This is a genomic window from Candidatus Nanopelagicales bacterium (genome assembly GCA_018003655.1).
Classification (GTDB): domain Bacteria; phylum Actinomycetota; class Actinomycetes; order S36-B12; family UBA10799; genus JAGNDY01.
The window spans coordinates 41,758-54,740 of the sequence record JAGNDY010000003.1; the positions used below are offsets into that span (position 1 = coordinate 41,758).

Consider the following 12,983-nt stretch of genomic DNA (forward strand, 5'->3'; position numbering starts at 1 on the left):
GTGCGCTGGCAAGTACCCTGAGGCGGTGGCCACTGAAACCACCGACGACGGGTCGGCGGAAGCGATAGAACACGGCGCGCCGCCGTCACGCACATTCCTTTGGCTGACTCTGACCATTGCGGTCGCGGTACTCGTAGTTGATCAACTAACCAAGTTGTGGGCTGTGGCCGCGCTGGAAGGGCAGCCACCCGTGCCCATCATCGGCTCGCTTCTGCAATTGAATTTCATCCGCAACCCGGGCGCAGCGTTCTCACTCGGCAGTGGCTTCACGATCATCTTCAGCCTCATCGCGATCGGCGTGGCTGTGGTAATCGTTCGGACTGCTCGCACCCTCGGATCGGCGACCTGGGCGGTTGCTCTCGGAGGTCTGCTAGGCGGCGCCCTGGGGAACGTGATTGATCGAATCTTCCGTGAACCCTCGGTTCTGCGTGGGCACGTAGTGGACTTCATCGAAATTACCCACTGGCCCGTCTTCAACGTGGCGGACATGGCGATCACCTGTTCCGCGGCCCTCATGGTGATCTTGACCATCAAGGGAATCCCGTTGCGCGGTCGCCCAGCCGGTGCAGCGAGTCTGGCGCCCGATGCCTGACGAGCAACGCCACGAGGTACCGGACTCCCTCGCGGGCGAACGGGTCGATGTTGCACTCGCCCGACTCACCGGCTTATCTCGCACCCAACTCGCTGGCATGATCCTCGATGGCCTTGTGATGGTCGACGGCAAACGACCAACGAGATCCGATCGCCTCGCGGCGGGCAGTGTGCTTGAGGTTGCCGCTCGCGAGCAGGTTGCCGAACAGGGATCGGAAACCTTTGTCGGACCGGTCGTCGGGCTGGCGATCGTGTTTGAAGACGCCGACCTCGTAGTTGTCGACAAGCCCGTCGGCGTGGCAGCGCACGCAAGTCCGGGATGGACCGGACCGACCGTTACCGCGGGCTTGCGAGCGATGGGCGTTGCCCTTGCCGACGTAGGACCCGCCGAACGTGAGGGAATCGTTCATCGGCTCGACGTCGGGACAAGTGGACTGATGGTTGTGGCCAAATCAGAGCGGGCCTATGCCCGACTCAAACAGGCCTTCCGCGACCGCGAGGTCGACAAGACTTACCACGCGCTCGTGCAAGGACACCCAGACCCTTCTCGGGGAACGATCGACGCCCCCATCGCGCGGCATCCCCACCACGATTACAAGTTCGCAGTTGTGACTGGCGGGAAGGACTCGATCACCCATTACGAGACCCTTGAGGCGTTCAGCTACGCATCGCTGTTGAAAATTGGCCTGGAGACAGGCCGGACTCATCAGATTCGAGTCCACATGGCTGCGCTGAACCATCCCTGCTGCGGTGACATCACCTATGGCGCGGACCCCAACCTGGCAAAAAAGCTGGGACTCAAGCGGCAGTGGCTGCATGCGGTGCGGCTGTCGTTCGACCATCCCCTCACGGGGGAGCCCATAGTCTTCCAGTCTGCCTACCCTGATGACCTGGCGCACGCACTCGCCGTGCTCGCGGACTGAGGGATCGCCAGTAAACTCATTCCCATGCCTGACTCGCCGCCGCACCAGATTGCGGTTCGGTCAGCAGCGCCGGGCTATCTGACCGGCTTCGAACTCGATGGTCTCCACCCCATTGCTGAGCCAGCCGACGAATTCGCCACCAAGACCAGATTGTTGGATGCCGCCGTGCGGCTGTTCGCCGATCACGGGTACGAAGCCTCATCAATGCGGGAACTGGCCGGCGAGGTCGGTGTCAAAGCGCCAGCGATCTACAACCACTTCGATTCCAAGCTCGACGTCCTGGTCACGGCTATTGACTATTCGGTAGCCGACTTCCTCCGAACTGTCCTGCCCGGCTTGGAAGAGGTGCCGGCCGACCAGCGGCTCTACGAGCTACTGCGACGTCACGTGATGTACAAGACCACCGATGTTGCCTTCGCCCGCGCACACGACAAACTCCTTGATGCCGACTTCATGCGGCGGGTCCTGCCGCCAGCGGACTACCAACGGATTGCCGGAGCGCTGACTGGCTACCGGAACATCATCCGTGACCTTGTCATCCTCGCCGAACCGACGGCCGGCGACGATCCGGGTGTAGACCTGCCGGTGCTGGTGTCGGCACTCGTCGCCCTGTGCGACACGGTCAGCGCTTGGTTTCGACCGGAGGGGACCTTGACCGCAGAGGCCGTCGCCGAGCAGTGTGGATCCATTGCCCGGCGAATGGTTTCGACCTGATCGAGGAGTAGGCAAGATGACCGAAGAGAGCACAACTGCCAGTACCACAGACGCCGTTGCGCCCACCTACGTCGTGGTCGGCGCCGGTCCCGGGATCGGGCTGCAGACAGCCAAGGCATTCGCCGGCAGGGGGTGGCGGACAGTGCTCGTGGGCAGGACGCTGGCAAATCTGGCGAACCTGGCGGGTGCAATCACCGATGAGTTCCCCAACGCGCCACCGCCGCAACTGGTGGTGGCGGACGCCGAGGAGCCGGTGGCACTGAAACTGGCGCTCGACGATGCCGACCTCGGCCGAGTCGACGTCGCACACTTCAACGTCGTGCTGTGGGTTCCCGGGGGCTATGAGAGCTCATTGATCGAGGTTGCCGCCGGGATGTCCGCCGGAGTGGTCGCTGCCATGGCTATGGCGCAATCGTTGGTCCCGCTGCTGATCGAGGCTCCCGGTCGCGGTCTGCTGATGTTGACCGGCGGCGGCACGGCTGACCACCCGTCGCCCGCGTCCACTGGACTCGGTCTGCAGAAGGCGGCGCTGCGCAACTTGGCGCTCGCACTGCACCAGGAGCTAGATCCCGACCAGGTTCGGGTGTCAACTATGACGATCTACGGCACGGTCGCTCCAGACACGGACTTCGACGCCAACCGAATTGGCACGGCGATCGCAGGGATCTACGACTCCGCCCAGTCCATCGCGTCGTCTGCGTGGACCGCGGTTACCGAGTTCCGCGGCTAGCAGCAGTTCATAGGCCGAGGTCGCGACCGATGAGTTCCTTCATGATCTCGTTCGATCCAGCCCAGATCTTGGTCACGCGAGCATCCTGCCAGGCCCGAGCAATGCGGTATTCATTCATGTAGCCGTAGCCACCAAAGATCTGCACGCACGCGTCAATGACTTCGTTCTGAATCTGCGAGGTCCACCACTTGGCCTTCGCCGCATCGGTCGCCGTGAAGGTGCCGTTCATCTTGTCGGTCACGCACTGATCCATGAACGCCTGCGTCACGTCGAGCTTGGTCGCCTGCTCGGCGAGGACGAACTTCAAGTGCTGGAAGCTGCCGATTGGCTTGCCAAATGCCTGCCGCTCCTTGGCGTAATCCACGGTCTCCAGGAATGCCTGTTTGGCATGCGCCAGGTTGCTGATCGCGCAGCCGATTCGCTCCTGGGGTAGCCGCTCCATCATGTAGATGAACCCGGAGTCCACCTCCCCGAGCAGGTTCTGCCCGGGAACGCGAACGTTGTTGAAGAACAGTTCGGCGGTGTCGGCCTCATGCTGGCCGGTCTTGTCCAGTTTGCGCCCGCGCTCGAAGCCCGGCATGCCCTCCTCGAGGACGAACAATGAGATCCCTCTGGCGCCCTTCTCGGGGCTCGTCCGTGCCGCCACCACCAGGATGTCCGCGGTGTAGCCGTTGGTAATGAAGGTCTTGGACCCATTGACGATCCAGTCATCACCGTCGGGCACTGCGGTGGTCTTGAGTGCTGCCAGGTCCGTTCCGCCACCTGCCTCGGTCATTCCGATACCAGCGACCAGGTCGCCGGAGCAGAAGCCCGGCAGCAGGCGTGCCTTGAGTTCCTCGGTGCCCAGGTCGACCAGGTAGGGAGCGACGATGTCCTCGTGAATCTGGAATGACGAGTTGAGACCAAGGCTTGCCTTGGACAGTTCCTCGGCCAGGATCGTGTTGAACCGGTAGTCGTCGGCTTGGCTGCCGCCGTACTCCGCTGGCACCTCAAGGCCCAGGAAGCCCTGTCGACCGGCTTCGCGCCAGATGTCACGATCGATCAAGCGTGCCTCGATCATCTTCTCGAGGTTCGGCAGAACCGAGCGCTGGACGAAAGTGGTGACGGCGGAACGGAATTCCTCGTGCTCGGTTTCAAAGATTGTGCGGTTCATCCAGCTATCGTACGCGCCAAATGAACGGGCGTTAATCGCGCCCGTCCGGTCGAAGTTGCGGCTCTCTCGGCGAGTTGCGGCTTTCATTTCGGTGATCATGGCGGAGTTGCGCGAGGCACCCCGCGAGCGTCAGTCCGTCGGGTTAGGCTCGGCCGGTGGCAAGTAAGGACCAATTCGTTCACCTGCACGTACATACCGAGTACTCGATGCTCGATGGTGCGGCGCGCGTCGGTGACCTCTTTGCTGAGGCGGCCCGCCTGGAGATGCCCGCCGTCGCCATCACCGACCATGGAAACCTCTTCGGCGCGTACGAGTTCTGGAAGCGCGGCAAGGAATCCGGTGTCAAGGCAATCATCGGGATGGAGGGGTACTACGCCCCCCAAGGCCGGTTCGAGTTATCGCCGTTCGACTTTGGCGGCGGCTTCGACGAAGGCACCAACGAGAGTGGTGAATCCAGTGCCCGCGGTCGGCAGGCCTACACCCACATGACGGTGTTGGCCGAGACGACCGAGGGCATGCACAACCTGTTCCGACTCTCGAGCCTGGCGAGTCTGGAGGGCTACTACCGGCACCCTCGATTCGACCGCGACCTGCTCCAGCAGTACGGCAAGGGAATCATCGCGACGACGGGTTGCCCCTCGGGCGAGGTCAACCGCTGGCTCCAGGCCGGCAACTACGACCGCGCCCTGGCCGCTGCCGCTGACTTCCAGGAAATCCTCGGCAAGGAGAACTACTTCTGCGAACTGATGGATCACGGGATTCCGATTGAGCGCTCGTATCGCGAGAACCTGCTGAAAATCGCCCGGACTCTCGACATGCCGCTGCTGGCAACCAACGACCTGCACTACGTCCGGCAAAGTGACGCCGCTGCCCACGATGTCCTGTTGTGTATCGGCACGCGAACCACCATGGATGACCCCAAGCGGTTCCGGTTCACCGGCGACCAGTTCTACCTCAAGCCTTCTGTTGAGATGCGCGACCTGTGGCACGAACTCCCCGAGGCGTGCGACAACACCCTGCTGATCGCGGAGCGATGCAATGTTGAGTTCAACGAAGGCGCCAGTCTCATGCCTGTTTTTCCGATCCCGGAAGGGGAGTCCGAGGAGAGCTGGCTGGTCAAAGAAGTAGAAATCGGCCTGACCAAGCGTTTCAATGGTGCAGTCCCCGACGCCCATCGAAAGCAGGCGACGTACGAGGTCGGCGTCATCTGCCAGATGGGTTTTCCCGGCTATTTTCTCGTCACTGCCGACCTGGTGCGCTACGCCAAGGAGCAAGGCATCCGAGTCGGTCCCGGGCGTGGCTCCGCAGCCGGGTCGATCGTGGCCTGGGCACTCGGCATCACCGAACTCGATCCGATCAGGCACGGATTGCTGTTCGAGCGGTTCCTCAATCCCGAGCGCATCTCGATGCCAGATATCGATATGGACTTCGACGAGCGCCGCCGCGGCGACATGATCCGTTATGCCACCCAGAAGTACGGGTCCGAGCGGGTAGCTCAGATCGTCACCTATGGCTCGATCAAGGCGAAGGCCGCGATCAAAGATTCCGCTCGCGCGCTGGGCATGCCCTACTCCACCGGCGACCGGATCACCAAAGCGATGCCACCGGCGGTCATGGGCAAGGACATCCCGCTTTCCGGCATCTTCGATCCAGACAACTCCCGCTACCGCGAGGCCGGGGAGTTCCGCGACCTCTACGAGGCTGATCCAGACGTCCGGCGCGTGGTCGACACTGCCAAGGGCCTGGAGGGCCTCAAGCGCCAACCCGGCGTCCACGCGGCCGGGGTGATCTTGTGTAAGGAGCCGCTACTCGACGTCATTCCGCTGTGGATGCGCCAACAGGATGGCGCCGTCATCACCCAATTCGACATGGGCGTCTGCGAGACACTCGGTCTGTTGAAGATGGACTTCCTCGGCCTACGCAACCTAACGGTGATCGACGACTGCCTGGCCGCGATCAAGACGAACCGCGGCGAGACAATCGTCCCGGAGGACTTGACCCTCGACGACGAGGCGGCGTACGCGTTGATGTCGCGTGGGGACACGCTCGGGGTGTTCCAACTCGACGGCGGTCCCATGCGGGCGCTACTTCGTTCCATGGCGCCGGACAACTTCGAGGACATCTCGGCCGTGCTGGCGCTGTACCGGCCCGGTCCGATGGGTGCCAACGCGCACAACGACTACGCCGACCGGAAGAACGGCCGCAAACCAGTCGTCGCGATTCACCCAGAGCTTGCCGAACCACTCGATGAGATTCTGGGTGACACCTACGGGTTGATCGTCTACCAGGAACAGGTCATGGCGATCGCCCAGCTATTGGCGGGTTACTCGTTGGGCAGCGCGGATCTGCTTCGCCGCGCGATGGGTAAGAAGAAGAAGGAGATTCTCGACAAGGAGTACCAGCCTTTCCGGGACGGAATGCTGGCCAACGACTACTCCGAAGAAGCCATCAAGACCCTTTGGGACATCTTGGTGCCGTTCTCCGACTACGCGTTCAACAAGGCCCACACGGCTGGATACGGACTCGTCTCGTATTGGACCTCGTTCCTCAAGGCGAATTACCCGGCCGAGTACATGGCCGCACTGCTCACCAGCGTCAAGGACGACAAAGACAAGAGCGCGATCTATCTCAACGAGTGTCGACGCATGCACATCAAGGTGCTGCCCCCCGACGTCAACGAGTCGGACTCCAATTTCACCGCCACGGGAACGGACATCCGGTTCGGACTTTCGGCGATCCGCAACGTTGGAACGAACGTTGTCGAGGCGATCATCGCTGCACGCACGGCGAAGGGTCGGTTCGCCGACTTTCCGGACTTTCTCCGCAAGATCGATGCCAGCGCCTGCAACAAGCGTGTCGTGGAATCGCTGATCAAGTCCGGAGCTTTCGACTCGTTGGGTCACACTCGCCGCGGGCTGTCGCAGGTTCACGCCGAGGCGGTGGACGCGGTCATCGATACCAAACGTGCGGAGGCGATCGGTCAGTTCGATCTGTTCGGCGAGCAGAGCGCTTCGGGTGAGGCGGTGGGGTCGTCGCTGGGTTTGGAGATGTCTATCCCGCTACACGAGTGGGAGAAGTCGACGCTGCTCGCGCACGAGCGGGACATGTTGGGTCTGTACGTCTCGGATCATCCGCTCAACGGTGTCGAAGGGGCACTGCGAGCAGCAAGCGATTGCTCCATCGCCTCGATCCTTCGCGACGATGCTGTCGACGGGCGAGTGGTCACCTTGGCTGGTCTGGTGACCGGCGTCCAACGCAAGCTCACCAAGAGGGGCGATCCCTGGGCGATTGTCACCTTGGAGGACCTCGATGCCTCTATCGAGGTCATGGTGTTCCCGCAGACGTATGCGTCGATGGGTCCGTACTGTGCCGAAGACTCGGTCTTGGTGGTCAAGGGTCGGATTGACCTGCGCGAGGAAGACGCGATCAAGTTCGTCGCCATGGAGGTCAGTGTTCCTGATCTCGCGAGTGGTTCGGCCGGTCCAGTGGTGATCAACGTGACGGCGAGTCGGGTCGTGCCACCGGTGGTCGCGCGGCTCAAGGAGATCCTTGACACCCACCCGGGAACCAGCGAGGTGAGGTTGGAGGTTCGCAACGGACCACGGACTACCGTGCTGCGAATCGACGACGCCAAACGGGTAACTCCGAGCCCGTCACTGTTCGCCGATCTCAAGGCACTGCTTGGCCCGTCGTGTCTGACTGGCACGTCCTCTGCCGATGGTGCGCCCTGATGGAGCAGGTTCCGACGGACAATGCGCGACCGGATCGCCTGGGCACCCTGCGCCCGGACGTCCGTGTCGGCGCCTACCTCGTCCTCCTCTCGGCGATCGTCGGACTCGCGGCGGGCTGGATCTGGTCAGTCGTCGCGCCCCGAGCCGAGATCGTGACCTTCGATGGCAAGCTCGGCGTGGACAACTTCGCTGCCGCGTATATCGGTGCCGACATGACCTACGGGTTGTTGATGGCCGGCGCTGGCCTGCTGGTAGCGGCTGTGGCGATTTGGCGATGGCGGGCGCACCCCCTGGGTGTGTTGGTTGGGGTGGTGATCGGCGGAATCGTCGGCGCGGCGCTAGCACTGCGGCTGGGCATCCACCTGGCGGGCGGACTCACCGATGTCGGTGGCGTCGATGCCGCAGGGCTCGCGGACGGAACTGTGTTCCAGGCCCCGGTGGAGCTGCGCTCAAAGGGCGCCATGCTGATGTGGCCACTGGTCGGCGCGTTCGCGCTCACCGTCTTCTATTCAGTTGCCGGATCGAGGCTCCGACGATCGTTGCTACGGCGCTACTACGGGTCGCCAACCCCGGTGACGGGTCAGCCGCGCGCTGACTGAGACGGACGGTTCCCGGACCTGACAGCTAGAGGACGCGGCCAATCGGGGCCGTCCGAGCGTTTGTCAGCCGAACCAGATCCTCGGGTGACAATTCGACCACGTAGCCGTAACGGCCAGCGGAAACGACGACCGTCGGAAAATCTAAGGCCGCGGCATCGATAACGGTCGGCACGTGCTTGCGCAAGCCGAGAATGCTCAGGTCCTCTTCCTTGTAGCCGGTTACTTTCTTGATGTCTGCCGAGTCGGCTGGACTGCTGTCGACCGAACCCACGGCGGCCGCCAGCGATGCTGAATCCAGCACCGCCGACGCGGGCACGGCGGTGATGACGGGTTCTCCGTCAGCTATGGCCAATTCGGTGTGCAGCACGCGGGTCGGGTCGATTCCCATCTCGATCGCGCGTCGTCGGGAACTGGTGACCGTTGGGATCTGAGCTGGTTCGTCGTCGCTGCCGTACTGGTGCACCGCGTAGGGAACCTCGTTATCGATCAGTTGCTGGGTCGCGGTGGTCTCGATGGCCCCCTTTTTCGGCATGTCTGCACGGTACCCATCCCAGCCGCCGAACGGCACTGCGCCTGAACCGTACGATGTACCCGTGATGCGATTCCTGGATTTGAGGGCGATGACCGGTGACCCTCGATCCGTCGTGCCGCGCGCTGAGGTCGATGTCGCGGCGGCGGAGAAAGCGGTAGCTGGCGTCATCGATCGCGTTCGCGCCGAACATGAGCCAGCCGTGCTGGACTACTGCGAGCAGTTCGATGGCGTGCGCCCGGCCCAACTCCGAGTCCCGGCCGAAGTGCTGTCCGGCGCCCTCGTGGAACTCGACCCCCAGGTACGTGCCTCGTTGGAAGAAGCGATTCGGCGAGTGCGGTTGGTGCACAGCGATGAGATTCCCTCCGACCGAACTACGGAGGTTGCACCCGGCGGAACTGTCACCCAGCGCTGGATCCCGGTCGACCGGGTCGGCCTCTACGTTCCGGGTGGCCGGGCCGTCTACCCCAGCAGCGTGGTTATGAACGTGGTTCCGGCCCAACTCGCCGGCGTCGGTTCGATTGCGATCGCCTCGCCACCCCAGCCGGACAACGACGGCTGGCCCCACCCGACAATCCTGGCCGCTGCGGCACTGCTTGGAATCGACGAGGTCTACGCCGTTGGTGGCGCGCAAGCGGTCGCTTGGTTGGCATTCGGATCAGCGAGCGACATCTCAGCTGGCCAGCCCGGCTACTGCGAACCGGTGATGATGGTGACCGGACCCGGAAACCTATGGGTGACTGCCGCCAAGCGCCTCCTGCGAGGCGTGATCGGTATCGACTCCGAGGCGGGACCGACCGAGATTCTGGTGCTGGCCGACGACTCCGCTGATCCGGTGTTCGTCGCCTCGGACCTCATCAGCCAGGCCGAACACGATGTCATTGCTGCATCCGTCCTGGTCACAGACAGCGAGAGCTTGGCTGGCGCGGTTGTCAACCAACTTGACGACCAGGTCAATGCGACCAAGCACAGCGAACGAATCTCCGAGGCCCTGCGCGGCCACCAGAGTGCGGTTGTGCTCGTACGCGACCTCGACCAAGCCGTGGCCGTCGCAAACGCCTACGGCGCTGAACACCTTGAGATACACACGCGCGAAGCCGCCACCGTTGCTGGCCGCATCCGCAACGCAGGCGCCGTCTTTGTCGGCCCCTGGTCACCGGTGTCACTGGGGGACTACTGCGCGGGTTCCAATCACGTCCTGCCAACGGGTGGTTGCGCGGGCTACTCGTCGGGGCTTTCGGTGCACAGCTTCCTGCGGTCGGTCCACGTCGTCCAGTACGACCAGTCCGCACTCCAAGAGGTTGCCGCAGATGTGACGACGTTGGCCCACGCGGAGGACCTGCCAGCACACGCTGCTGCGGTGGCCGCCCGCTTGGGCATCATTGGGGGATCCGATTCGTGACGTCAGTCGAGGACTTGCCAATCCGCGATGAACTGCGTGACGTCCAGGCATACGGTGCGCCGCAGCTCGACGTCACGGTCAGGCTCAATACCAACGAGAACCCCCACCCACCTGGTCCGGAGGTCGTCACGGCAATCACCGATGCGATTGCCGGTGTCGCGGGCACACTGCAGCGCTACCCGGACCGGGACGCGGTCGCACTGCGAACTGCGCTCGCCGACTACCTGACTGAGCAGACCGGGGTTCTGCGAACTCCGGCGCAACTGTGGGCGGCCAACGGAAGCAACGAGATCCTCCAGCAACTTATGCAGCTATTTGCCGGTCCAGGTCGGCGGGTGTTGGGATTCGAGCCCGGCTACTCCATGCATCCCTTGATTGCCCGCGGCACCGGCAGCGCGTACACCGGAGTTGCCCGGGCGCCTGACTTCAGCGTCGACGTCGATACCGCCATCGCTGCGGTGCGGGAGTTGCGACCAGACGTTGTGGTTGTGTGCTCGCCCAACAACCCCACCGGCACCGCCGCCGATCTTGCCGTGGTGGAGACGCTGTACGACGTCCTCGCGGAAACCGCAAGTGGCGTCCTGGTGGTCGATGAGGCGTACGCCGAGTTCAGCGATCGATCGAGCGCTATCACTTTGCTGGCGGGTCGACCACGGTTGATCGTGACCCGCACGATGAGTAAGGCCTTCGCGTTCGCGGGTGCCCGCGTTGGTTACCTCACCGCCGATGCTGCCGTCGTCGAGGCGATTGGCCGTGTTCGGTTGCCGTATCATCTGTCCGCCCTGACCCAAGCGGCGGCCACGGCCGCACTCGAACACGCCGCAACCCTGCAAGCGGCTGTCAACGACCTGAAGGTTCAGCGCGACCGAATAGTGGCCCAATGTGGACAGTTTGGTTGCCGAGTTGCCGACAGCGACGCGAACTTCGTGCTTATCGGGGGGTTTGCCGATCAAGGTCAGGTCTGGCGCCACCTCGTCGATGCGCAGGTCTTGGTGCGCGACGTCGGCCTGCCGGGGTGGCTGCGGGTCACTGCGGGTACGCAGGAGGAAACCACCGCGTTCCTTGATGCACTATCTGCAATCCTGGAAGTCGAACCGGAGCTACTTTCCCAGAAATTCGCCACGACCGAGACAGCGCCAGCATCGCGCACACCCAACAAAGAGGAGACGGCATGAGCCGCACAGCTGTGATTGCCAGGGAGACCAAGGAGAGCAACGTCCTTGTTGAGCTGAACCTCGATGGCACCGGTCTGGTGGAAATCAGCACCGGTGTGCCGTTCTACGACCACATGCTCAGTCAGTTGGGAAAGCACAGCGGGATCGACCTCAAAGTCTTGACCAAAGGCGATCTGGAGGTGGATGCGCATCACACTGTTGAGGACACGGCCTTAGCCCTCGGTGCGGCACTTCGAGAAGCCCTCGGTGACAAGGCGGGGATCCGCAGATTCGGCGATTCGCTGGTGCCACTCGATGAGGCACTCGTTCAGTCGGCGGTCGACCTGTCGGGTCGGCCCTACGTCGTACACGAAGAGCCGGAACTCATCGAGCTCATCGGCACCTATGACACGACACTGACCCGCCACATCTGGGAGTCGCTGGCGGCATCGGCACAGATCTGCCTGCACGTGCGGGTCATCACCGGCCGCAATGCCCACCACATCGTCGAGGCGCAGTTCAAGTCGGTGGCCCGGTCGCTGCGCGATGCAATTGCGTTGGACGCCAGCGTCACCGGAATTCCCTCGACAAAGGGCACCCTGTGACCATGCGTAGCCGTGCGTCAGCACCGTGGCAGGTGACCTGTGGCTAGCTGGGTCCCGATCGCGATGCTGGTTTTGGCCGGATTCTTCGTTGGCGGGCTGATCTCGTTTGTGCGATCCAAGTCAGTCGTCGGATCTGTGGTTACCGGAATAGCCGCGATCCTGTGCGGGTTCGCCGCTTACTCGTGGTGGCAATGAAACAGCCGCGATTGGTGGTTCTGGACTACGGATCTGGGAACCTTCGGTCAGCGCAACGTGCCCTTGAACACGTTGGAGCACAGGTAGAAGTCTCGGCAGACCCGGACGCGGCAGTCAATGCCGACGGTCTCGTCGTTCCCGGTGTGGGCGCGTTTGAGGCATGCATGCTCGGGTTGCAGAAGGTAGACGGCCCACGAATCATCGATCGACGACTCTCCGGTGGCCGACCGGTGCTTGGTATCTGCGTCGGCATGCAGGTTCTGTTCGAACACGGGGTTGAGCACGGTGTCAACACCGTTGGGTGCGGCCAGTGGCCGGGTGTGGTGGACCGATTGGACGCTCCCGTACTCCCGCACATCGGGTGGAACACAGTCGACGTTCCTGCGGGTTCGACGTTGTTTGCCGGAATCGAATCGCAGCGCTTCTACTTCGTTCACTCATATGCAGCGAGAAAGTGGGAACTCGATACCGAGGGATCACCAACCAGGCCGCCGCTGATCACCTGGGCCAACCATGGCGAACCATTCATCGCCGCAGTCGAAAACGGTCCACTGTCCGCGACGCAGTTCCACCCGGAGAAGTCCGGAGACGCGGGTCTGGCGCTGCTGGGCAACTGGGTGAAAAACCTGATGTGACGGTGGCACCGTCAGTTGGCGT

Annotated in this window: 13 protein-coding genes; 11 read left to right on the top strand and 2 right to left on the bottom strand. The window is 63.0% G+C overall.

Features of this window, described 5'->3' with window-relative positions:
- Positions 1–25 precede the first annotated feature (25 nt).
- The 4 genes from lspA to KAZ48_01385 are packed head-to-tail and all read left to right on the top strand — an operon-like array spanning position 26 to position 2,958.
- The gene (gene lspA, locus KAZ48_01370) at positions 26–592 is read left to right on the top strand and encodes a signal peptidase II (GenBank protein MBP7971417.1); all 567 of its coding nucleotides are present in this window, start codon (positions 26–28) and stop codon (positions 590–592) included.
- Complete coding sequence (locus KAZ48_01375; protein ID MBP7971418.1) at positions 585–1,514, top strand: RluA family pseudouridine synthase; 930 nt, start codon at positions 585–587, stop codon at positions 1,512–1,514. The genes lspA and KAZ48_01375 overlap by 8 nt, the downstream gene beginning before the upstream one ends.
- Before the next feature lie 24 nt (positions 1,515–1,538).
- Entirely contained in the window at positions 1,539–2,228 is a 690-nt protein-coding gene (locus KAZ48_01380; protein ID MBP7971419.1) for a TetR/AcrR family transcriptional regulator, read from the top strand.
- A 16-nt stretch (positions 2,229–2,244) separates the two neighbouring features.
- Positions 2,245–2,958: an SDR family NAD(P)-dependent oxidoreductase gene (locus KAZ48_01385; GenBank protein ID MBP7971420.1), complete on the top strand. Its 714-nt coding sequence runs from the start codon at positions 2,245–2,247 to the stop codon at positions 2,956–2,958.
- A 7-nt stretch (positions 2,959–2,965) separates the two neighbouring features.
- Here the strand turns inward: KAZ48_01385 and KAZ48_01390 are convergent, their stop codons facing one another.
- Entirely contained in the window at positions 2,966–4,111 is a 1,146-nt protein-coding gene (locus tag KAZ48_01390; protein ID MBP7971421.1) for an acyl-CoA dehydrogenase family protein, read from the bottom strand.
- A 206-nt stretch (positions 4,112–4,317) separates the two neighbouring features.
- Between KAZ48_01390 and dnaE the strand changes: the two genes are divergently transcribed.
- Positions 4,318–7,842 (top strand): DNA polymerase III subunit alpha, encoded by a 3,525-nt coding sequence (gene dnaE, locus KAZ48_01395; protein ID MBP7971422.1) that lies wholly within the window; start codon positions 4,318–4,320, stop codon positions 7,840–7,842.
- Positions 7,842–8,441 carry a hypothetical protein gene (locus tag KAZ48_01400; protein MBP7971423.1) on the top strand — a complete coding sequence of 200 codons (600 nt, stop codon included), beginning with the start codon at positions 7,842–7,844 and terminating at the stop codon, positions 8,439–8,441. Before dnaE ends, KAZ48_01400 begins: the two co-directional genes overlap by 1 nt.
- Before the next feature lie 25 nt (positions 8,442–8,466).
- Here the strand turns inward: KAZ48_01400 and KAZ48_01405 are convergent, their stop codons facing one another.
- On the bottom strand, positions 8,467–8,973 hold the full coding sequence (locus KAZ48_01405) for a Cys-tRNA(Pro) deacylase (protein MBP7971424.1): 507 nt from the start codon (positions 8,971–8,973) through the stop codon (positions 8,467–8,469).
- A 64-nt stretch (positions 8,974–9,037) separates the two neighbouring features.
- Between KAZ48_01405 and hisD the strand changes: the two genes are divergently transcribed.
- The 5 genes from hisD to hisH are packed head-to-tail and all read left to right on the top strand — an operon-like array spanning position 9,038 to position 12,961.
- Positions 9,038–10,372, top strand: a complete 1,335-nt coding sequence (gene hisD, locus KAZ48_01410) for a histidinol dehydrogenase (protein ID MBP7971425.1) — start codon at positions 9,038–9,040, stop codon at positions 10,370–10,372.
- On the top strand, positions 10,360–11,547 hold the full coding sequence (locus KAZ48_01415) for a histidinol-phosphate transaminase (protein MBP7971426.1): 1,188 nt from the start codon (positions 10,360–10,362) through the stop codon (positions 11,545–11,547). The genes hisD and KAZ48_01415 overlap by 13 nt, the downstream gene beginning before the upstream one ends.
- Positions 11,544–12,131: an imidazoleglycerol-phosphate dehydratase HisB gene (gene hisB / locus KAZ48_01420; GenBank protein ID MBP7971427.1), complete on the top strand. Its 588-nt coding sequence runs from the start codon at positions 11,544–11,546 to the stop codon at positions 12,129–12,131. Before KAZ48_01415 ends, hisB begins: the two co-directional genes overlap by 4 nt.
- A gap of 39 nt (positions 12,132–12,170) precedes the next feature.
- Positions 12,171–12,326 carry a hypothetical protein gene (locus KAZ48_01425; protein MBP7971428.1) on the top strand — a complete coding sequence of 52 codons (156 nt, stop codon included), beginning with the start codon at positions 12,171–12,173 and terminating at the stop codon, positions 12,324–12,326.
- Entirely contained in the window at positions 12,323–12,961 is a 639-nt protein-coding gene (hisH, locus tag KAZ48_01430; GenBank protein ID MBP7971429.1) for an imidazole glycerol phosphate synthase subunit HisH, read from the top strand. Before KAZ48_01425 ends, hisH begins: the two co-directional genes overlap by 4 nt.
- Positions 12,962–12,983 lie beyond the last annotated feature (22 nt).